Genomic DNA, 19,426 nt, shown 5'->3' with positions numbered 1-19,426 from the left:
ACGCTCAGGTTCATAGACCTGTGGAGAAACGGGGCGTAAACACGGCATGACCACCAAGGACCTGCAGAAGGCGCGAGAGCTGTTTCTCGCCGACAACGATCTCGACAGCTCCGTTCGCCAACCCATCTCGTTCTCCTGGCAACGATCGAAGTCGCTCAAGGTGAGCCCCGATCAGCTCGACCTCCCATTCGTCCGAGAGCCGAATCTGGACTGTCCTCTCGTCGCGGCCGCCGAACCCGTGTTGCGACAACTAGCGGACGGCCTGGTCGACGAACCGGTCAGCGTGATCCTGACGTCGGCTGACGGAGTGATCCTGACCAGGATCACCGCCAGCCGGCAACTCAATCGCACCCTCGACGACGTCCAACTGATACCCGGATACAGCTACTCGGAAGAGTTCGCCGGCACCAACGGCATCGGCACGACCCTGGAAACCCGCCAGCCCACCCTCGTCACGGGCGCCGAACACTATGCCGACTGCCTCGGGCAACTGGCCTGCGCGGGTGTCCCGATCACCCATCCGATGTCCGGCACTCTCGTGGGTGCACTCGATCTCACCGGCTGGGTAGAGGACGGCGGCCCGTTGCTGGCCACGCTCGCCAAATCCGCCACGGCTCAGATCGAAGGCCGTCTCCTGGCGCAGGCCAGCGCCGACCAGACCTCGTTGCTCAACGCGTATCTCAAGGCGTGTCGCCGATCGCCGCAGACCGGGGTGCTTGCGCTCGGAGACGATGTCGTCCTCGTCAACCGACGACTTCGCGTGGCGCTGGACGCCCAGGATCAGGCAGCGCTACTCGAACACGCCGTCGACCTGAGCAGCGTAAACGCCACCTATCGGCATATCGTCGCCCTGCCCAGCGGTCAGACGGCCAGGTTGTCCTCGATCGAGGACTTCGGGCTCGGAGCCCGCAGGCCGATGGCCTTGTTCTACGTACATCTCCTCGACGTCCCCACATCATCTGTCGCCTCTGCACCGGCAAGCGCCGTGCTTCCCGGCGTCACCGGCACCAGCGCGTCCTGGCGCCGCACTTGCCAGCAGATCGCTCGCTGCGCACGCGAGCAGCAGTGGGTCATCGTGTCGGGTGAGCCCGGAAGTGGTCGCGGATCCGCTCTCAAAGCTGTTGCCGTCGAGCATATTCCCATTCGAACCCGGATCTTCACGGCAGCCGAACTCTCCGACGACGGCACTGCGCTGCCGGCCCTCGAACAGGAACTCGACCAGGAACGATTCAGCGTGATCCTGCGCGACATCGACCTGCTCAGCGAGCCACAGCAGCGGGTTGTCGCCGACCTGATCCAAGGGCGCGAACATGCCGGATGGATCGGCGCGACCATCGGCGGCACCGATCACAACACCGATCTCGATGCACTGCTCCTTCCCCACTTCAGCCACACCGTCACGATGCCGGCCCTCCGGCATCGCATCGACGATCTGCACAGTCTGGTACCGCATCTGCTACGACAACTCGGTCGCGGCGCGGAGCTGTCCCTCTCGCCTGCGGCAATGCGCCAACTCTGCAAGTACAGTTGGCCCGGAAACGTCACCGAACTCCGGCAGGTCCTGCACGAGGTCGTCCAACGTCAGCGCTCCGGCGTCGTCGAAGTCGAGCAGCTGCCCCCGATGTGCCGGGCCCTGAGCCGGCACACCCTCACCCAGATCGAAGCCCTCGAACGCGACGCTATCGTGCGCAGCCTCGAAGAGAACCACGGCAACAAGAAGGCCGCGGCAACAGCTCTCGGCATCTCGCGCGCCACGATCTACCGCAAGATCAAGGAATTCGGCATCGACGTGTGACGCGCCGTTCGTCAGACAACCTATTGTCATCCCTCCGTTCTATTGTCATCCCTCCGTTCGTGTCAGGAAATGAGACAGTCACCGCGCCGCAGTCGGCGGAACATGAGGTCAGACAGAAAAACCCACGCGGATCTCGACTCGTCGACGAGCAACCCCTTTCGGGTACGGATCCGCGGCCGGAGTGGACTAGGACGACCCATGAACACGAATCCGCTTGGCGCAGTGACCCGCTCGGAATCGCACTGCAAGACCGCCCGCGTGTGGCTGGTCGCCGGGCTGGCGCACACGTCCGAACCCGCCGACCGTCCCGCCGTACGTGACGATCTCATGCGAACCTGGGTTCCGGAGCCGGGCAGCGGTTACCGCACTCCCGACGGCCGCCGTCGCACGACGTGGGCGCAACTGCACTCCCGGTTCGATCTCGTCGAGGTGACCCCATGACAACCCCCTGCACGATCCGGCCGGCCCCGCGCCTTCGCCACGCGACACTGAATGATCAACTCGCGCGGGAGGACGCCGCCGAGGACGCGCAGCGCCTGTCCCCGGACGACCGCACGACGTGTCCGTTGCACCGGCGGTGGATCCACCAGTGCGTCGCCTCGCCGGTCCACGTCAACGCAATCACCCGGCACCGCTGGTGCCGTCGATGCGCCGTGCCGCTCACGGTGACCGTGGACGAGGTGACACGGACGGTCACGATGGTCTGCCCGGCCTGCGGTGACGGTGGCAGCCCGGCCACCGCGCGTCTGGTGGTCGCCTGTCGTGCCAGTTTGGGCTTCGCCCCCGTGAGTACTTATTAACCACGGGCGGTTAATAAGTACTCACGGGCGCGGAGCGCACGCGGGCAGGGCCGCGGACGCGAGGAGGACCACGGCCATCCCCGCCCACTGCGGTGGGGACAGTTGCTCGCCCAGCAGAGCCTGTGCGGCGAGCACCCCGACCACCGGTTCGAGCAGCCCGAGGAGGGCGACGGACGCCGATCCGAGTGCGCGCACGGCGATGAAGGAGCAGCCGATCCCGATGGGCATCAGGAGGAGTCCCTGGACCAGGATGGACCCCCACCCGCTGGGTGCGAACGTCCAGGACTGTCCGTCGACGACGGCGATCGCGCCGGTGGCGATTCCGGCGCCGAGTGATGCGAGTGCGCCCGCGGCGACGGGGCTGACCTGGTGCACCCATCGTTCCCCGACTACCAGGTACAGCGCGTACCCGGCGGCGCTGAGGAGGGCGAGCACCGCCCCGTTCACGGCGACCGCGGAGGTGCTGGCACCCGCGACGAGTGCGATGCCGCCGGACATCGCGACGGCCAGCACCAGCTGACCGCGGTTGATCCTGTTCCGGGTGACCACCCAGACGAGTGCCATCACGAACAGCGGGTAGATGTGGACGATCACGACCGCGATCTGGGCACCGGTGACCCGCACCGCGGCGAAGAAGCACAGCAACTGGATGCCGAACAGCGGGCCGCAGACGCAGCACAGTCCGACGGCGGACTTCCAGGTGACGCCCTTCAGCCTTCCGGTGGACCAGGCGAGAAGGAACAGCAGTGCGGCACCGACGAGGCTGCGGAGGCAGACGAGGACGGCCGGTGACACGCCGCCGGCGTAGCCGATCGCGGCGAACGTGGGGGTGAGTCCGTACGCGATCGCGGAGGCGGCACCGCATCCCCAGGCGACCGCACCGCCGCCGCGCGTCCGCCGTTCCGTGGTGCTAGCGACCATGGGCCCGAACGCGCCGGGCGGCCCGCGGAGGCCGGGTCACCATGTGCGCGGCGCGACGAGTTCGTCGTGGACGAACTGCACGAGTACCTCTTTCATCGCGGCGACGGTCATGTTCGGTGCGCCGGTGAGGACCTGGATGGCGGTCCCGTCGGTGAGCGCGGTCAGTCGCTGCGCGATCGTCTCCGGGTCGACGTCGGTGCGGAAGATTTCCTGCCGTTGTCCGCGCCGGACGATCTTGACGACGGTCTCGTGCCAGCGCGCGTAGTACGTGTTGTGGAAGGGGCGGAGTTCGGGTCGGAGCGTTGCCTCGGCCCAGAACTGCAACCAGATGGACCACTCGTCGCGCAGCGGCCCGACTCGGGGCAACTGCATGTCGATCAGGCGGAGCAGTCGTTCGTGGGCGTTGTCGATCGCCTTGAGTTCACGGCTCTGCCGGTCGAAGGCGTTGTCGATGGCGTGGCGGAGGGCCGCGGTCAGGACGTCGCTCTTGCCGGGGAAGTAGTAGTGCACCGCCCCGGTGCTGGTGCCGACGACCTGGGCGATGTCGGAGATGCGGACCGAGTGGTATCCGCGCTCGGCGATCAGTTGAGCCGCAGCATCGAGTATCGCCGTTCGGCGCGCGTCCTCGGTGAGTTGAGCGGTCACTGTCCCTCCTTCGATTGTCATCTGACTGATTCATCAAATCATACGCGTCAAACTGACGCATCAGTCAGACAGCTGTTTCCGGACCCGGAAATCGTCAACGGCCGATCTGAACGCGCATAACAGCAGGTAAATGGTGGTAATCACGCTAAATTCACATCTGATCGTCGGATCAGTTTCGACGCAACCCTTGACATCTGTGGGCTGGATCACGGTATAACTGATGCATCAGTCAGACCCCATTGGTCGGAACAGTAGCGACGAGAGGCGAACGCTCGATGGAATGTGAGAACCCAGGTGGAGGCGCCGGGCAGGTGCTGCGCCCCGACGTCCATCGCGGGCGGGTGGCACTGATCACCGGTGGAGGCACCGGGATAGGGCGCGCGATCGCACTGGACATGGCGCGGTGTGGAGCCGACGTCGTGATCAGCGGCCGCAGGCCCGAGCCCCTCGAGAAGACCGTCGCCGAGATCGAGGCACTGGGCGGACGGGCGCTCGCCGTGCCCGCGGACATTCGCGACGAAGAGCAGGTGACCGCCCTGGTCGGCCGGGCCCTGGAGCGGTTCGGACGCATCGACATTCTGGTCAACAACGCCGGCGGTCAGTTCGCGGCGCCTGCCGAGGACATCACGAGCAAGGGGTGGCGCGCCGTTCACCGTCTCGCCGTCGACGCCACGTGGGCGGTCACCCGGGAGGTCGCCGTCCGAGCGATGATTCCGCAGCGGTCGGGATGCATCTTCTTCATGGCGTTCTCCCCGCGCCGGGGGATCGCATCGATGGTCCACGCGACGTCGGCCCGCGCGGCCCTCGAAAATCTCGCCTCCGGACTGTCGCTGGAGTGGAGCCGGTACGGAATCCGGTCGATCTGCATCGCCCCCGGCACCATCGCCACGGAGGGCATGGAGGAGAACTACACGGAAGAGGCCCGCGCGCAGTGGACGTCGGCGGTGCCGCTCGGACGCCTGGGCACGGCCGAGGACGTGTCCGGGGTCGTCACGTTCCTCGCCTCGCCCGCAGGCAGTTACGTCACCGGGACCACGCTGGTGATCGACGGCGGCGCCGACGCCTGGGGCACGGGCCACCCCGCACCGAAGGTCGAGGAGACCCGATGAGCACGATCACCGGCCGCGACCTCACGGCACTGTTCGACCCGCGGTCGGTCGCCGTCCTCGGTGCGAGCAACGACGAAACCAAGTACGGCAACTGGATCAGCGTCCAGGCGCTCCGGATGACGGGCCACCGGTCGGTCCACCTCGTCAACCGGCGCGGCGAGCGCATTCTCGGTCAGCCGTCGCTCCGGAGCCTGTCGGAACTCGACGAACGGGTCGACCTCGTCGTCATCACCGTTCCGGCACAGGGTTTCGAGGAGGCGGTGGACGACGCCCTCGCGGCGGGCGCCACCGCGATCGTCGGTGTCACCGCCGGCTTCGCCGAACTCGGCGCTGCCGGAAAGGCGGTGCAGGATCGGGTGGTGGCGCGGGTGCGGGCGGCCGGAGCGGTTCTCCTCGGGCCGAACTGCCTGGGTGTGCTGGATTCGAGCACCGCGCTGACGCTGGCGTCGAACCCGCTGCCCGCCGGACGGGTCGCGCTGCTCTCGCAGAGCGGCAACATGGCACTCGAACTCAGCCAGTTCCTCGAGGCTCGCGGACACGGGTTCTCCCGGTTCGCCTCGCTGGGGAACCAGGCGGACCTCGGCGCCGCCGACCTCATCCGCTCGTGCGTAGAGCACGACGAGACCGAACTCATCGCCGTGTACTGCGAGGACTTCGGCGACGGGCGGGCGTTCGTCGATGCCGCCGCCCAGGCGTCGCGGGCCGGAAAGCCGGTGCTGCTGCTGACGGTGGGTGGCAGCGAGGCCTCCATCCGCGGGGCGCAGTCACACACGGGATCGCTGACGTCCGACAGCGCGGTCATCGACGCGGCTTGCCGCGCAGCCGGGGTGTACCGGGTGTCGAGTCCGCGGCAGCTGGCGGACGTCGCCGCGACACTCCTCGGGTACGGACCGGCGGAGGTGCGCCGGGTCGGTGTCGTCGCCGACGGCGGCGGGCACGCGGGTGTCGCGTCCGACGTGGTGGAGGCGGCCGGACTCACGGTTCCGGAGTTCCCCGCCGACATCAGCGGCGCACTGCGCGACCTGTTGCCGCCGTCCGCCGGAGTGACCAATCCGGTCGACCTCGCGGGCGCCGGGGAACAGGACATCACCTCGTTCGTCTCGGTCCTCGACACCATCCTGCAGAGCCCGGCGGTCGATTCCGTGCTTCTCACCGGATATTTCGGCGGCTACGGCAGTTACGGCGAGAACCTGGCGCGCAAGGAGATCGACACCGCCCGGGCGATGGCGGAAACGGCGCGTGCCCACGGCAAGCCGGTCGTCGTGCACACGATGCATCCCGACAGCGCCGCGGCGAGGGTGCTCGCCGACAGCGGGGTCCCCGTCTTCCGTGCGGTGGAGGACGCCGCCGGGGCGCTCGGCGTCATCGCCGAAACCGCTGCGCCGCAACATCGGACGAGTACGAACAGCCTGCCGTCCGTCTCGGTGACCAGCGACGCGTACTGGGATTCGCGTGAACTGTTCCGCGCCGCCGGCGTCGAATTCCCCGCAGCGCGTCTGGTGCAGAATTGCGCCGAGGCGGTGGCGGCGGCCGAAACCGTCGGATTCCCGGTGGTCCTGAAAGCGATGGGCCTGCTGCACAAGTCCGACTCCGGCGGGGTCGCCCTGGGTCTGGGGTCGGCGGAACAACTCGCCGACGCGTTCACCCGCATGGACGCCTCGCTCGGAGCGTCCGCCTACTGCGTCGAGGCGATGGCCGACCTGAGCGAGGGCGTCGAACTCATCGTCGGGGTCCAGACCGACCCGCGGTTCGGTCCGGTGGCGATGGTGGGTCTCGGCGGCATCTTCACCGAGGTTCTCGCCGACGTGTCCTTCGCACTGGCGCCGGTCGACGCGGAGACCGCCCGCGGCCTGCTCGACAACCTGCGGGCGTCCGCTCTGCTCCGAGGGGTGCGCGGCAGGCCGCCGATCGACCTCGACGCCGCCGCGGACGCCGTCGCCGCGATCACGGCCGTGGCCACCGCACACCCCGAGATCGCGGAACTCGAGATCAACCCCCTGCTCGTCACCCCGAAGCAAGCCCTCGGACTCGACGCGCGCATCGTCCTGAACTCATCGAACACCAACTGACACAAGGAAGTTCTGAACCATGGAATTCGCATACAGCCCCCGCCTCGCCGACCTCAAGGAGCGCGCCCGCGCCCTGACCGACACGATCATGCAGTTCGAGGACGAGTGCGAACGCAACAACGGGATCTCCGACGAATCCCACGCCACCATCAAGGTGGCCGTCCTCGCATCGGGACTGCAGGCGATCAACACCCCCGTCGAATACGGCGGAGCCGGACTGACGGTGCTCGAGCAGGCCGTCGTGCAGGACGAACTCGGCAAGCTCACCAATGCGCTGTGGGACACGGTGTGGCGGCCGGCGAACCCGCTGACCCACGCGACCCCCGAACAGCGGGAGCGCTACCTGATCCCCGGCGCCCGCGGCGACCGCCGCGACGCCGTCGCGATCTCCGAGGCCAACGCCGGTTCGGACTTCTCCGCGGCGAGCACCACCGCGACCCCCGACGGCAACGGCGGCTACATCATCAACGGCGAGAAGTGGTTCGTCACGGTCGGCGACGTCGCCGACTACCTCATCGTGCTGGCCAACGTCGAACCCGATCACGCTGCGACGATCTTCCTGATCGACGTCGACACCCCGGGCGTGAAGATCAAGCACATCCCCCGCTACACGCACACGTTCGTCTACGAGCACCCCGAGTTCACGTTCGAGAACGTGCGCGTCGGCGCGGACGCCGTGCTCGGCGGCATCGGGCAGGGCCACGACCTCACCCGGGACTGGTTCACGGAGGAGCGGCTGATGATCGGCGCACGCACGATCGGTGCGGCCGAGCGGGCGCTGACCCTGGCCGTCGACTGGGCGCGGGAGCGGGTGCAGGGCGGCGAGCCGCTGATCAACCGTCAGCTGATCCAGGGCATGATCGCCGATTCCGTCGTGGACATCACCACCAACCGGGCGCTCACCCACCAGGTGGCGTGGGAGTTCGACCAGGCCGACCCGAACGACGCCGACCTTCGAAAGACCCTGCACGCCAAGGCCTCAACCGTGAAGCTCGCCGCCTCCGAGGCGTCCAACCGGGTGGTGGACCGGGCCGTCCAGATCTTCGGCGGCCGCGGCTACATCCGCGACTACCCCGTCGAGCGGCTGTGGCGCGAACTGCGCGTCGACCGCATCTGGGAGGGCACGTCGGAGATCCAGCGCCTGGTCATCGCGAACGAGGCCAACAAGCGGGGTCTCAAGAACCTGCTGTCCTTCCGCTACGAGGCCGGGGAGAAGTAACACGATGCCGACCGAGAACACCGGAACCGTCGACGTGCGCCGGGACGGCGACGTCGCCGTCGTCACCCTCCGGCGCGAACAGAAGCGGAACGCGCTGTCCACGCACATGGAAGCCGCACTGCTCGCCGCGCTGGGCTCACCCGAGGTGAAGTCCAGTCGGGCCGTGGTCGTCACCGGGGGCGACTCGGTGTTCTCGGCCGGCGCGGACGTCACCGAACTGCGGGACATGACGCCGGAGGCGATCGCCGAGTACTACCGGACCTCCGGGTCGGTGTACGAGGCGCTCGCGGCGCTCCCCCAGCCCACGGTGTCCGCGATCACCGGCTACTGCCTCGGCGGCGGCCTCGAACTGGCCCTCGCCACCGACATCCGGGTCGCCGATCCGGCCGCGGTCTTCGGGTTCCCGGAGATCGGCATCGGGATCCTCCCCAGCTCCGGCGGCGTCACCCGCATCACCCGCATCGTCGGGGCCGGCCGTGCCCGCGACCTCGTCCTGCGCGGTCGGCGCTTCGATCACGCGGACGCCGAACGCTGGGGCGTCGTCAGCGAGATCGCCCCTCCGGCGGAGCACGTGAAGCAGGCCCTGAGCATCGCGCACGAACTCGCGGCGTATTCGCCTCTGGCGCTGAGCATCACCAAGCAGGTGCTGGATGTCAGTGCGGACGCCCCGCACCACGCGTCGCTGCTGCTCGAGCAACTCGCCTACTCGGCGCTGAACAAGACAACCCCTTAGCGGTACCGGCCGAGTACGGCCGACTCGACCGCCACCCCGAGGGTGACGGCACCAATCTACGTAGTGGAGACGACATGAGTTCCTTCGACGTGATGGACAGACCCGCCAAACGCGGGTTCCACACCAAGCTCCTGATCGCGTGCTGTGGCGGACCATTCCTGGACGGGTACGTCATGAGCATCATCGGCGTGGCCCTGCTCGGCGTGCACGAGCAGCTACACCCGACGACGGCCGAGGCGGGGTTGATCGGTGCGGCCTCGCTGATCGGTATCTTCTTCGGCGCCACCGTGTTCGGCTTCCTCACCGACCGGGTCGGCAGGGAGAAGATGTACGCCCTCGACCTGGTGGTGCTGGTTGTCGCGTGCGTGCTGTCGGTGTTCGTCCAGTTGCCGTGGCAGCTGATCGTGCTGCGGTTCGTCATCGGCGCGGCCATCGGTGCGGACTACCCCATCGCCACCTCGCTCCTCACCGAGTTCACCCCCACCAGGAAACGCGGCGCGATGGTCGGGATGTCCGCCGTCGCATGGTCGGCGGGCGCCGTGGCCGCCTACGTGGTCGGGGCGCTCGTCGTCGGAATCTCCGGCGGCAACGACCACTGGCGTCTGCTGCTCGCGTCGAGTGCGGTTCTGGGCCTGATCGTGATCCTCGTGCGGCGCGGAATCCCGGAGTCGCCGCGGTGGCTCCTGAAGAACGGCCGGGTCGCGGACGCGGAGGCCGTGGTCGAGCAGATCTACGGCGAAAAGCTGGATCTGAGCACCGTCACCGTCGAAGACACCGCCGACAAGCCGAAGGCGGACATCAAGATCTACTTCCGGGGCCAGTACCTCGCCCGGCTGATCATGTGCAGCGCTTTGTATCTGGCGGTCGTCACCCCGCTCTACGCGCTGCTGACGTTCCTGCCCACGATCCTGTCCGGCTTCTCGATCTCCGGCGACGGTTCCGCGGGGCTCATCGTCGAGACCGTCATCATCGGGCTCATCGTCGCCGGATCCATTCCCGCGCTGTTCCTGGTCGAGAAGTGGGGCCGGCGCCCGATCGCCGTGGTCCCGTTGGCGCTGATGGTGATTCCGCTGGCCGGGCTGTGGTTGTGGGCGGACGGACCGCTCTGGTTCGTCGTCGCCGCCTTCTGCGCGTACGCGTTCATCTCCGGCGGCCCGAGCATCCTGGTGTGGATCTACCCGAACGAACTCTTCCCCACGGAGTTCCGGGCTACGGCCGTGGGAATCGCCACCGCCGTCAGCCGGTTCGGCGCTGCGACCGGCACCTACCTGCTGCCGCTGAGCATCTCCTCGCTGGGCACCGGCACCACGATGCTGTTCGGGGCGGTCCTGACGGCGGTCGCGTTCGTGATCTGCTTCTTCATGTCGCCCGAAACCAAGGGCAAGTCGCTGGAGGAGGTGTCGTCCGTGTCCGCGGCGCCGGTGACGGGGAGGAGCGCTCCGCGGCTGGAGAAGCTGGAGGAGGCGTCCGCGCCGCGAACCTGAGAGATCGCCTTCCTCCTCCCCTGCCGACCTTCGCTCCCGTCGGCAGGGGCGGACCCCTGCGCGGTCACGTCCCGCTGCCTGGGAGAAGGGGCTCCCCACCGGCGCAGTGCTGCGTTACTCTCTCGGCTAGAACACGTTCTATCCGACTGAGGAGTCGCATCATGGCACCGTCCGCAGAAGACATCCGCAAGACCGTCGAGAGGTACATCGAGGCGGTGGCCACCGGGACCGCCGCCGACGTCGTCGCGTTGTACGCCGAGGGCGCCACCGTGGAGGACCCGGTGGGCACCGAGCCGCGGACCTCGGTGGAATCGCTGCACGAGTTCTACGGGGTGATCGAACCGCTGAAGCAGACCGGCGAACTCCTGACGCTGAAGATCGCCGGCAACTCGGCGGCGTTCCACTTCTCCCTCGTCACCGACCTCGGTGAGCAGAAGCTCGAGATCGCGCCGATCGACGTCATGACCTTCGACGACGACGGCAAGATCACGTCGATGCGGGCGTTCTGGTCGCAAGAGGACATGATCACCGGCTGACCGACGGCCGGGCCGGCAACCACACCGCAATACGGCCCGGCCGATCAGCGACTGTGCCTACGATGGCGGGGTGGCCACCGACGACGCCGGGCCGGCTGCACGGCGTGCCCGACGCAGACGAGTCGTTCGAGCCGGTACGCGCCCCGGGCGCGCACCGCGTAGCTGGCTGGCGGTGCTTGGGGCCCTCACCGCGGCGGTGGCCGTGGCATGCTCCTCCGGTTCCGGGGGCAACCCCGACCCGATCGACCTCGATCGGGCCACCGACCAGGGACAACTTCCGTGGACCGAGGTGCTGCTCCCGCCGCAGACGCCGACGACGGTCCCGTTCGGCCCGCCCGGAACCGACCTGCCGGGCGAGCCCCGGGCCGCCGGTATCCGGGTGATCGGTGACCGCGCCGGACTCTACGGCGGAAGCCCCGACCGGGTGCTCTGCGACCGGCAGCGTCTCGTCGACGACCTCGAGGGGGATCCGGCGAGATTGGAGGCCTGGTCGAGTGTGTTCCAGGTCGATGACGTGCGCAATTACGTCCGGACCCTCACCCCCGTCCTGCTCCGCGCGGACACCCGCGTCACCAATCACGGCTTCGACGACGGCCACGCGACGGCATTCCAGTCGGTGCTCCAGGCCGGGACCATCGTGCTGATCGACGACCACGGCGTTCCCCGCGTCCGGTGCATGCGCGGCAGCCCGCTGCTGTCCCCGGTGGTGAACCAGGACGCGAAACTCGAGGGCGATCCGTGGCCGACTTTCCAGCAGGACCGGCTGTACGTCGTGCAGCCCTCCAACCTGGCGATGACCGAAGTGGCCGTGGTCGACCTGATGACCGGCGGATTGTCGTCGGTGCCGATAGGCTCCGGTCCGCAGCAGCCCGCGGAGCGCCCGAATCCGGTAGCCCCCGTGGAAGCCCAGGCGCCGGTGGTCGATTCGCCGCCCGCCGTGGTGCAGCAGGCCGCTCCCCGGCCCGCGCCTGTCCCCTCCCCGGAACCCGCGCCTCCGCCACCGCCGCCGCCACCACCTCCCCCGCCGCCGGCACCCGTCGCCGTGCCGCCGCCCGCACCCGAGCCGCCGGTGTACAACCCGCCGCCGGCTCCCGCGCCGGTGCCCGCTCCGCCGCAACAGATTCAGGTGCAGATACCGGGTCTGCCGCCGATCGTCATCCCGATTCCGAACTGACGAGCTCGCCTACAGGGTGACGAGCGCGGCGTTGATCACGATCGCCTGGGTGAAGAGCGTCCAGTCGTTGATGATGTGCGCGCCGGTCGACACCCACAGATTCTTGGTGCGGATGTACGCGAGCGTGAGCACCAGCCGGGCCCCGCCGATCACGATGAACGCCTGAGCGAAGTTCCAGTCGTAGGTTTGCAGATGCGCGGCGCCGAACCAGACCGCGCTGAGCAGCCAGGCGAGGACGATCGCCGTCTTGCGGGACAGCTTCGCCTTGGCGTACAGGAAATACAGCAACGCGAGGAACGGGACGATGGTGAAGACTTCCTCGCCCACCAACTGGATCCCGGTTCCCACGTAGAACGCGGCCGTGTCGAGCACGCCACCCTTGCCTGCATCCTCGACGGCTTCGTTGGACGCCACCCCGAACAGGGCCTGCACGATCAGCGCCAGCGCGGACGTGACCACGAGGTTGAGTACCGCGAAGCCGATCATCGTGAGAACGTCCCGGCCGTGCACCTTCCGGAACAGTGCGGTCCAGTGCTCCCGCGTCACCATCGCCAGCACGACGAGTGGGATGCCGACGAACAGAATCCGCGGAATCAGCGCCACGAGATTGCCGGGTTGCGGGATGAGGACCAGGGCCGCGAATCCGACAACGACGGACACCCACATCAGGATCCACTGCCGCGTCGACAGCGCTGTGGGCGTCCCGTTGTAGAACGGGAAGTCGGTGTCGTCGCGGCGTTCGATCAGGGGTCCGAACCGGTCGCCGGGCGACGCCGGTTCGTAGACGGGGACGGAACTGGATCCGGAAGCACCACTCATCATTCGCCCCTCTGCGGTGGGTGGACGCGAGAGGCAATTTTCGCAGCAACCGCCTGCCGGTGCCACCCGGCGCGCCCGCACCGACCCGCAACGGACGGTGAACGGACGGAAACTTATCTATACCTGTGGTGAACTCGAACCACTTGTATTGACAAGTTGAGCGTCCGGGGGCCAAGGTGGAATTCATGACACATCAACGACGCTACGACGTGGTGGTTGTCGGCGCCGGAATCCTCGGTCTCGCGCACGCCTACCACGCGCTCGACCGCGGCCTGTCGGTAGCGGTGATCGATCATGCCGACCGCGTCGCCGGCGCATCCGTCCAGAACTTCGGCCACGTCTGCATCACCGCCCAGTCGGGTGTCGCCCGCGACTACGCGCTGGCCGGCCGGGACCACTGGCTCGACCTGTCGCGCAAGGCGGGGTTCTGGATCTCCGAGTCCGGAACATATTGTGTGGCACGGCACGACGACGAAATGGCCGTCATGACCGAGTTCGCGGACAGGCGCGGACCTGCCGAGGTGGAACTGCTGCCGCGCGAGCGGATCCTCGCCGCGCTCCCCGTCTCCGGCGATCGCGTCGTCGGAGGCATGTATCTGGCCGGCGACCTCCAGGTCGACCCGCGGGAGGCGGCCCCCGCCATCGCGCGGTGGCTCGACGCGTCCGGCGTCGACTTCTTCTGGCGCACCGCCGCAGCCGGATTCGGCACCGGAGTGGTCCACACCTCGCGGGGCGATCTGCATGCGGAGACGGTGTTCGTCACCGTCAACCACGACATCGACCGCCTGTTCCCGGAGCAGGCCGAGCGCCGGGGGCTCCTGCGGTGCCGGCTCCACATGCTGCGCGCGAGGATGCCGTTGCCCGCACCGTTGCCCGGGCCGCTGTTCACCGGCTGGTCGCTCGTGCGGTACAGCGGTTTCGCGGAACTGCCCACGACGGCGGCACTCGCGGCGCGGTTGCGCGCGGAGCACCCCGACTACGCCGACCTCGACCTCCACCAGATGTACACCCCACAGCCCGACGGATCGATCCTGCTGGGAGACACCCACATCCGTGATATTTCGGCGGAGCCGTTCCAGGCGGAGCAGGGGTTCGAGGTGCTGATCCGCGAGGCCGCCGCCCTGTTCGGCGTCCCGGACGTCACCGTCACCGCGCGCTGGCAGGGCGTGTACAGCTCGGCCCCTGACTCGGAGTTCCTGATCGAGGAGCCCCTCGACGGGGTGCACATCGTCACCGTCACCACCGGTATCGGCATGACGACCGGCATGGGTCTGGCGAAGGACCGGATCGACCACGTCTTCGGCCGCGAAGTCGCATCAGAGCACTGAACAAGTTATCCCACAAGCACATTCACCGAGATTCGAGAGGACCACGACAATGGGAACACATCACCGGGACATCAGCCTCGTCGTCTTCGACATGGCAGGCACCACCGTGGAGGACAGCGGGCTGGTGCAGCAGTCCTTCCTCGCCGCGGACGCGCATGCCGGGCTGTCGAAGACGGACGACGATCGGCGGCGGATGCTCGAGTACGTCTCCGACACCATGGGCCAGTCCAAGATCGTCGTCTTCCGCCACCTCAGCGGCGGAAACGAGGAACAGGCGCAGGCGGCGAACAAGGAATTCGAACGCTGCTACGCGCAACTCGTCGACGACGGCCGGTGCAGCGCCGTTCCCGGAGCCGAGGAACTCCTCGGCTCCCTGCGGGAGCAGGGCATCAAGACGGCGCTCACCACCGGGTTCGCCCACGAGACGCAGATGTCGATCATCCGCGCGCTCGGCTGGGAGGACGTCGCCGACGTCGTGCTCTGTCCCGGTGACGGCGTCCGCGGCCGCCCCTTTCCCGACATGCCGCTGACCGCGCTGATGCGCGCCGGCGCCCCGTCCGTGCAGTCCATGGTGGTGCTCGGCGACACCACGTCGGACATCACCACCGGCCTGCGCGCCGGAGCCCGCGCCTCCGTCGGTGTGCTCACCGGCGCCCACGACGCCACCCAGCTGTCCGAGGCCGGGGCCACCCACGTCCTCGACAGCGTCGCGGACCTGCCCGGTCTGCTCGACCGGCTGCGCAGCGCCTGATCCGCCCCCGCCTCCGCGACGAACGGGACGCTCGTTGCGTCAGATCGAACGAGCGTCCCGTTCGTCGCACCGGAATCGCCTGCCGGCCGCCGACTAGAGGCCGTTGCTGTCGCCCGGCGGGACCCGCGGGTCGACGGTCCGGGCGTTCACGATGCTGAAGGCGACGAGGTCGGGCCGGTACCGGTCGTCGGCGTACTCGAAGATGTCGCCGTGCTGATCCCGCGACGTCCGGCGTTCCCGCAGCAAGGGGCTGCCGGGGGCGATGCCGAGATGTTCGGCCTCGGCCTCGGCGGCGGCGACGGCGTCGAGTACGTGCTCCATCGATTCGAACCGGACGCCGCGGGAGGTGAGGTAGTCGGTGATCGACCCGGAGTCGATGTCGAACTCGAACAGCAGGGAGCCGACGCGGTCGGTGAACGTGCTCCGCTCGAGCATCGTCGGTTCGCCGTCGAGCAGTCGGACGCGGAGAACCTCGACGACGAAGTCGTCCGGGTCCGCTCCCAATGCGGCGGCGGCGGGTTCGGACACCCGGCGGCGGGAGATCTCGAGCGTGCGGCTCCCCGCGGTGCGGCCAGTGCGCCGCGCCCACTGGGTGAACGGGGTGAACGTGTCCAGCGTCTGTGTGATGTCGTGGCTGCGGACCACGGCCGGCTTGCCCTGGGACAGCTGGATGAGCCCCTCGTTCTTCAACGTCGCGAGGGCCTGGCGCACCGGGCCGCGCGACACCTCGAATTCTGCGCACAGCATGCTCTCACTCGGCAGAGACTCTCCCACCGCGTACTGCCGCTGCATGATGCGCTGCCGGAGCTGGACCGCGACGAACTCATGGCGGGAGCGTGCCTCCACCATTGCGCATCACTCCACTTCCCCGGTCGGTCGACGGTTACCACTGCGAATCAAGTGCATTCTAGTGGCGTCGCCGTTACGGTACACTGCGAGAACGCGTTCCAGCCGGTGGAGGGATTCGGAGCATGGCGACGTCGACGGAGCGATCGATCACGGTCGACGGATTCCGTTGGCAAATCAGCGAGCTGGGTGACGGTCCGCCCGTGATCCTGTGCCACGGGTTCCCGGGCCTCGGCTACAGCTTTCGGCACCAGATGCTGGCCCTCGCGGCGTCCGGGTACCGCGCGATCGCCCCGGACATGCCCGGCTACGGCGGCACCGACGTGCCCCGCGACATCGACGACTACACCAACGAGCGGGTGTCGGACGCACTGATCGGTCTGCTCGACGCCCTCGGACTCGACCGTGCCGTGTTCGTCGGCCACGACTTCGGCGCTCCGGTGGCCTGGACCGTCGCGCTGCGTCACCGCGAACGCGTGTCCGGGCTGGTGCTGCTGTCCGTTCCCTACATGCCCGATCGTTTCCCACTGCGCCCGTCGGAACTCTATGCGTCGCTGGCGCGCAAGCACTTCCTGCACATCCACTACTTCCAGGAACCGGGTGTCGCCGACCGCGAACTCGACGGCGACCCCCGTGGCTTCCTGCAGCGAGTGTTCTACGCATTGTCGGGCGACTACCGCTACCTGGACATCTGGCAGCACCCGTCGGAAGGCAACGGGTACCTGGACGTGCTGCCCGACGCCCCACCCCTGCCGTGGTCGTGGCTGACGGAGGACGAGTTCGCGCACTACGTGGAGGTCTTCACCCGGACGGGATTTACCGGCGGCCTGAACTGGTACCGGGCTTACGACGCCAACTGGGAACGCGCCGCGAGAGTCGGGGTGGCCCAGATCGAGGTGCCGACGTTGTTCGTGGCCGGTGCGAACGATCCCGTCGTCGCGATGAGCGGTGCGCAGGCACTCGACCGGATGCGCGACACCGTCCCCGACCTGCGCGGCGTGCACCTCCTCGACGGCGCCGGCCACTTCGTCCAGCTGGAACGGGCCGAAGAGGTGAACGAGCTGCTGCTCAATTTCGCCGCAGGCTGAACAGGCGCCGCCGCGTCGGTGCGGGCAGTTCGCCGATCGATTCGAGGTGCGCGGTGAACGCCGCGGCGTCGGCGCGCGTGCTCACCTTCGGCCTGCCCTCCGCCCAGGCGGTGAACAGCACGACGAATCGTTCGCCGCATGCTGCGCGGACGTGCGGAATGCACTCACCCACCTCGCCGGACCGCTTGCGCAGCAATGCCTTCGATGCGATGCCGAGTGCGTCGCGGTCGAATCCCTCGGGCGGTTCCCCCGACGCAACGAGAGCCCGCACCAGCGCCGCCTGCCGATCGGCCAGCCCTGTCACGACAGGCTCCATTCGGCGCCCCGGGTGATCCGCTCGAAACCGGCCGCGTCCGCTATCGCATCCAGTTCGCCGAACAACTCCGAGGCGGGCGGATAGTTCCCGTCGCGCTCGAGCATCATCGCGGGGGCGCCCCCGGATGCCCACTCCCGGACCAGGTCCAGCACCTCGACGGGCACCGGGTCGGTGTGGGTGTCGTGGTACGCGCCGTCCCGTTCGGATCCGCCTGCGACGTGGCAGTACGCCACGCGTTCGAGGGGGAGCCGCCGGAGTTCCTCGGCGGCGTCGCGGCCGCGGTTGCGGGCGTTCGCGTAGACGTTCGCGACGTCCAGCAGCAGGTGGACCCCGGTGCGTTCGACCAGTTCGGCAAGGAACTCACCCTCGGAGTACTCGTCGTCCGGCCAGTCGAACAGGGCCGCGATGTTCTCCACCGCCAGGGGCACCGGCACACACTCCTGCGTGCGCCGGACGTTGCGCACCAACACGTCCAGCGCCTCCGCCGAGCGCGGTACCGGCAGTAGATGCCCGGCCTCGAGACCGCCCGCCCGCACGAACGCGACGTGCTCGCTGACGAGCGGTGCCCCGAGCGCGTCGGCGCACCGCGCGAGGTGCTCGATCCGGTGCTGCTCGACGGGCTCGGCGCCACCCAGCGACAGTGAAATGCCGTGCGGGACGACGGGAACCCCCAGCGACCGCAGCTCGTCCGGAACGTCGACCCCGCGTCGGCGTGCCGGCAGCGATTCGGCGATCACCTCGCAGAACCGCAGGCCGTCCAGTCGGTCGATGATCCCGCAGATCTCCGGCCGCCAGCCGATGCCGAGGCCCGGCTCGATCAGGACGGTCATCCCCCGCACCCGCCTCCGCCGCCGCAGCCACCGCCACCGCCGCAGGAGGAGGAGCTGTCCCCGCCGCCACTGTCGCCGCCGCCGCTGCTGCTGTCGGAGATGCCGGCCGCGCTCGCGAACCCCGGCGAGAACAGGGCGACGGAACCCATCCCGAACAGTGCCGTCGACAACGCGATCGGCGTCGGACCGTATGCGGTCAGGGACGGGCGCATCCGCGGCGACAGGTACGAGTGTTCGCGGCGCAGTCGTTGCAATTCCGCCGTCCCCTGGCGCGTCCTGCGGCCGGTCCGTCGAACCAGCTCACGTGAGGCCGAGAGCAGCACCACCGCGACCAGCAGGAATCCGATCGGCTTGCCCGCGGCGAACCCGGCGACGAGGCGTGCGACGCCGATGGCCACGACGACGAGGATCGGGATGGTCGCCCGGCGGTTCCACGCCTTCTGCTCGGCTCCGGTGAGCAGTCCCTGCGCGACGAGGATGGTCCGCAACTCGTCGAGTGGGGCCCGCAACCGGCCTGGGAGCCGAAGGTTGCCGAGGGCGCCGCGCCCGGAGGCGAGTTCGTCGTAGACGGCGCGCGTGAACCACCCGAGGGCGTTGTCGGGGACTCCCCACGCCCGCAGGATCGTGCCGTCGTCGGAGATGATGCCGGCTCCCCGCAACAGCGTCAGGGATGCGGCGACGGCGCGATCGTCGCTGGTCAGCATGCCGGTCTGCACCGGGTCGAGGCGAACACCGGCGGTCGGCGCGGGAGGGTTGCCGTGGGAACGGAGAAACAGAGCCAGCCCGACCGAGAGCACGGCGGCGGCGATGTAGATCACCAGGAAGGTCTCACTCGGTATCCCCCACGTAGCGGATTCGTTGTACATCACACACCACCTTTCAACCACGTTGTCCGACAGTCGATCTCAGTATCAGTACGATTGTCCCAGATGCACCCGCCGGAAGCCGATCGTCACCGTTCCG

20 protein-coding genes are annotated in these 19,426 nt (G+C 68.5%); 13 read left to right on the top strand and 7 right to left on the bottom strand.

Translation table 11 applies throughout. The annotated features are described in order from the left end of the window. Window positions 1–46 precede the first annotated feature (46 nt). The 3 genes from JWS14_RS19255 to JWS14_RS19245 all read left to right on the top strand — a co-directional run bounded on the left by JWS14_RS19255 (window position 47) and on the right by JWS14_RS19245 (window position 2,595). A complete protein-coding gene (locus JWS14_RS19255; RefSeq protein ID WP_095865403.1) occupies window positions 47–1,795 on the top strand; it encodes a sigma-54-dependent Fis family transcriptional regulator in 1,749 nt (582 codons plus the stop codon). A gap of 198 nt (window positions 1,796–1,993) precedes the next feature. After that, entirely contained in the window at window positions 1,994–2,236 is a 243-nt protein-coding gene (locus JWS14_RS19250; RefSeq protein ID WP_072942579.1) for a hypothetical protein, read from the top strand. After that, window positions 2,233–2,595 carry a hypothetical protein gene (locus JWS14_RS19245; RefSeq protein ID WP_072942577.1) on the top strand — a complete coding sequence of 121 codons (363 nt, stop codon included), beginning with the start codon at window positions 2,233–2,235 and terminating at the stop codon, window positions 2,593–2,595. The genes JWS14_RS19250 and JWS14_RS19245 overlap by 4 nt, the downstream gene beginning before the upstream one ends. A 21-nt stretch (window positions 2,596–2,616) precedes the next feature. Here the strand turns inward: JWS14_RS19245 and JWS14_RS19240 are convergent, their stop codons facing one another. Together JWS14_RS19240 and JWS14_RS19235 are read right to left on the bottom strand one after the other, a co-directional pair. Continuing rightward, the gene (locus JWS14_RS19240; protein ID WP_206014112.1) at window positions 2,617–3,516 is read right to left on the bottom strand and encodes a DMT family transporter; all 900 of its coding nucleotides are present in this window, start codon (window positions 3,514–3,516) and stop codon (window positions 2,617–2,619) included. Window positions 3,517–3,552: 36 nt separating this feature from the next. Then, window positions 3,553–4,182, bottom strand: a complete 630-nt coding sequence (locus tag JWS14_RS19235; protein ID WP_005249163.1) for a TetR/AcrR family transcriptional regulator — start codon at window positions 4,180–4,182, stop codon at window positions 3,553–3,555. Window positions 4,183–4,436: 254 nt separating this feature from the next. On the opposite strand from JWS14_RS19235, the gene JWS14_RS19230 reads away from it, so the two are divergent. From JWS14_RS19230 to JWS14_RS19200, 7 genes are all read left to right on the top strand, one after another. After that, window positions 4,437–5,270 (top strand): SDR family NAD(P)-dependent oxidoreductase, encoded by an 834-nt coding sequence (locus tag JWS14_RS19230; RefSeq protein ID WP_206014111.1) that lies wholly within the window; start codon window positions 4,437–4,439, stop codon window positions 5,268–5,270. Beyond that, complete coding sequence (locus tag JWS14_RS19225; RefSeq protein WP_206014110.1) at window positions 5,267–7,339, top strand: acetate--CoA ligase family protein; 2,073 nt, start codon at window positions 5,267–5,269, stop codon at window positions 7,337–7,339. Before JWS14_RS19230 ends, JWS14_RS19225 begins: the two co-directional genes overlap by 4 nt. Before the next feature lie 19 nt (window positions 7,340–7,358). Next, window positions 7,359–8,558, top strand: coding sequence for an acyl-CoA dehydrogenase family protein (locus JWS14_RS19220; protein WP_206014109.1), 1,200 nt, complete (start codon window positions 7,359–7,361; stop codon window positions 8,556–8,558). 4 nt (window positions 8,559–8,562) lie between these two features. Beyond that, complete coding sequence (locus JWS14_RS19215) at window positions 8,563–9,291, top strand: enoyl-CoA hydratase/isomerase family protein (RefSeq protein WP_206014108.1); 729 nt, start codon at window positions 8,563–8,565, stop codon at window positions 9,289–9,291. 74 nt (window positions 9,292–9,365) lie between these two features. Continuing rightward, window positions 9,366–10,775, top strand: a complete 1,410-nt coding sequence (locus JWS14_RS19210; protein ID WP_206014107.1) for an MFS transporter — start codon at window positions 9,366–9,368, stop codon at window positions 10,773–10,775. Between the two features lie 161 nt (window positions 10,776–10,936). Next, window positions 10,937–11,311: a nuclear transport factor 2 family protein gene (locus JWS14_RS19205; RefSeq protein WP_072942565.1), complete on the top strand. Its 375-nt coding sequence runs from the start codon at window positions 10,937–10,939 to the stop codon at window positions 11,309–11,311. Between the two features lie 70 nt (window positions 11,312–11,381). Next, a complete protein-coding gene (locus JWS14_RS19200; protein WP_206014106.1) occupies window positions 11,382–12,485 on the top strand; it encodes a DUF6777 domain-containing protein in 1,104 nt (367 codons plus the stop codon). 9 nt (window positions 12,486–12,494) lie between these two features. Here the strand turns inward: JWS14_RS19200 and JWS14_RS19195 are convergent, their stop codons facing one another. Next, a complete protein-coding gene (locus JWS14_RS19195; RefSeq protein ID WP_206014105.1) occupies window positions 12,495–13,304 on the bottom strand; it encodes a CPBP family intramembrane glutamic endopeptidase in 810 nt (269 codons plus the stop codon). Window positions 13,305–13,489: 185 nt separating this feature from the next. Here JWS14_RS19195 and JWS14_RS19190 point away from each other — a divergent pair, with 185 nt between their 5' ends. Together JWS14_RS19190 and JWS14_RS19185 are read left to right on the top strand one after the other, a co-directional pair. After that, the gene (locus tag JWS14_RS19190; protein ID WP_206014104.1) at window positions 13,490–14,632 is read left to right on the top strand and encodes a TIGR03364 family FAD-dependent oxidoreductase; all 1,143 of its coding nucleotides are present in this window, start codon (window positions 13,490–13,492) and stop codon (window positions 14,630–14,632) included. 49 nt (window positions 14,633–14,681) lie between these two features. Continuing rightward, window positions 14,682–15,383: a phosphonatase-like hydrolase gene (locus tag JWS14_RS19185; RefSeq protein WP_072942559.1), complete on the top strand. Its 702-nt coding sequence runs from the start codon at window positions 14,682–14,684 to the stop codon at window positions 15,381–15,383. 93 nt (window positions 15,384–15,476) lie between these two features. On the opposite strand, the gene JWS14_RS19180 is transcribed toward JWS14_RS19185, so the two are convergent. Then, a complete protein-coding gene (locus JWS14_RS19180) occupies window positions 15,477–16,232 on the bottom strand; it encodes a GntR family transcriptional regulator (protein WP_072942558.1) in 756 nt (251 codons plus the stop codon). 122 nt (window positions 16,233–16,354) lie between these two features. On the opposite strand from JWS14_RS19180, the gene JWS14_RS19175 reads away from it, so the two are divergent. Then, entirely contained in the window at window positions 16,355–17,317 is a 963-nt protein-coding gene (locus tag JWS14_RS19175) for an alpha/beta fold hydrolase (protein WP_072942556.1), read from the top strand. Here the strand turns inward: JWS14_RS19175 and JWS14_RS19170 are convergent. Genes JWS14_RS19170 through JWS14_RS19160 form a run of 3 tightly spaced genes read right to left on the bottom strand, consistent with a single transcriptional unit; the run spans window position 17,298 to window position 19,329 of the window. Further along, the gene (locus JWS14_RS19170; protein ID WP_371851553.1) at window positions 17,298–17,621 is read right to left on the bottom strand and encodes an SCO6045 C-terminal-like domain-containing protein; all 324 of its coding nucleotides are present in this window, start codon (window positions 17,619–17,621) and stop codon (window positions 17,298–17,300) included. The two genes, JWS14_RS19175 and JWS14_RS19170, sit on opposite strands and share 20 nt — an antisense overlap. Beyond that, window positions 17,618–18,463 carry an MbnB/TglH/ChrH family RiPP precursor modification enzyme gene (locus JWS14_RS19165; protein WP_206014103.1) on the bottom strand — a complete coding sequence of 282 codons (846 nt, stop codon included), beginning with the start codon at window positions 18,461–18,463 and terminating at the stop codon, window positions 17,618–17,620. Before JWS14_RS19165 ends, JWS14_RS19170 begins: the two co-directional genes overlap by 4 nt. Beyond that, window positions 18,460–19,329 carry a TIGR04222 domain-containing membrane protein gene (locus JWS14_RS19160; protein ID WP_206014102.1) on the bottom strand — a complete coding sequence of 290 codons (870 nt, stop codon included), beginning with the start codon at window positions 19,327–19,329 and terminating at the stop codon, window positions 18,460–18,462. Before JWS14_RS19160 ends, JWS14_RS19165 begins: the two co-directional genes overlap by 4 nt. Between the last annotated feature and the right edge of the window lie 97 nt (window positions 19,330–19,426).

Origin of the sequence: Rhodococcus koreensis (genome assembly GCF_017068375.1) — a bacterium.
GTDB lineage: Bacteria > Actinomycetota > Actinomycetes > Mycobacteriales > Mycobacteriaceae > Rhodococcus_F > Rhodococcus_F koreensis.
Note: the sequence above shows the minus strand (reverse complement) of the source record. Positions and strands in the feature narration are given on the sequence as shown.

Coding starts and splice junctions, on each gene's coding strand:
- JWS14_RS19215 (WP_206014108.1), top strand. CDS start 8,563: ATGCCGACCGAGAACACCGGAACCGTCGACGTGCGCCGGGACGGCGAC.
- JWS14_RS19235 (WP_005249163.1), bottom strand. CDS start 4,182: ATGACAATCGAAGGAGGGACAGTGACCGCTCAACTCACCGAGGACGCG.
- JWS14_RS19160 (WP_206014102.1), bottom strand. CDS start 19,329: ATGTACAACGAATCCGCTACGTGGGGGATACCGAGTGAGACCTTCCTG.
- JWS14_RS19245 (WP_072942577.1), top strand. CDS start 2,233: ATGACAACCCCCTGCACGATCCGGCCGGCCCCGCGCCTTCGCCACGCG.
- JWS14_RS19185 (WP_072942559.1), top strand. CDS start 14,682: ATGGGAACACATCACCGGGACATCAGCCTCGTCGTCTTCGACATGGCA.
- JWS14_RS19250 (WP_072942579.1), top strand. CDS start 1,994: ATGAACACGAATCCGCTTGGCGCAGTGACCCGCTCGGAATCGCACTGC.
- JWS14_RS19205 (WP_072942565.1), top strand. CDS start 10,937: ATGGCACCGTCCGCAGAAGACATCCGCAAGACCGTCGAGAGGTACATC.
- JWS14_RS19165 (WP_206014103.1), bottom strand. CDS start 18,463: ATGACCGTCCTGATCGAGCCGGGCCTCGGCATCGGCTGGCGGCCGGAG.
- JWS14_RS19210 (WP_206014107.1), top strand. CDS start 9,366: ATGAGTTCCTTCGACGTGATGGACAGACCCGCCAAACGCGGGTTCCAC.
- JWS14_RS19240 (WP_206014112.1), bottom strand. CDS start 3,516: ATGGTCGCTAGCACCACGGAACGGCGGACGCGCGGCGGCGGTGCGGTC.
- JWS14_RS19190 (WP_206014104.1), top strand. CDS start 13,490: ATGACACATCAACGACGCTACGACGTGGTGGTTGTCGGCGCCGGAATC.
- JWS14_RS19255 (WP_095865403.1), top strand. CDS start 47: ATGACCACCAAGGACCTGCAGAAGGCGCGAGAGCTGTTTCTCGCCGAC.
- JWS14_RS19180 (WP_072942558.1), bottom strand. CDS start 16,232: ATGGTGGAGGCACGCTCCCGCCATGAGTTCGTCGCGGTCCAGCTCCGG.
- JWS14_RS19195 (WP_206014105.1), bottom strand. CDS start 13,304: ATGAGTGGTGCTTCCGGATCCAGTTCCGTCCCCGTCTACGAACCGGCG.
- JWS14_RS19225 (WP_206014110.1), top strand. CDS start 5,267: ATGAGCACGATCACCGGCCGCGACCTCACGGCACTGTTCGACCCGCGG.
- JWS14_RS19220 (WP_206014109.1), top strand. CDS start 7,359: ATGGAATTCGCATACAGCCCCCGCCTCGCCGACCTCAAGGAGCGCGCC.
- JWS14_RS19230 (WP_206014111.1), top strand. CDS start 4,437: ATGGAATGTGAGAACCCAGGTGGAGGCGCCGGGCAGGTGCTGCGCCCC.
- JWS14_RS19175 (WP_072942556.1), top strand. CDS start 16,355: ATGGCGACGTCGACGGAGCGATCGATCACGGTCGACGGATTCCGTTGG.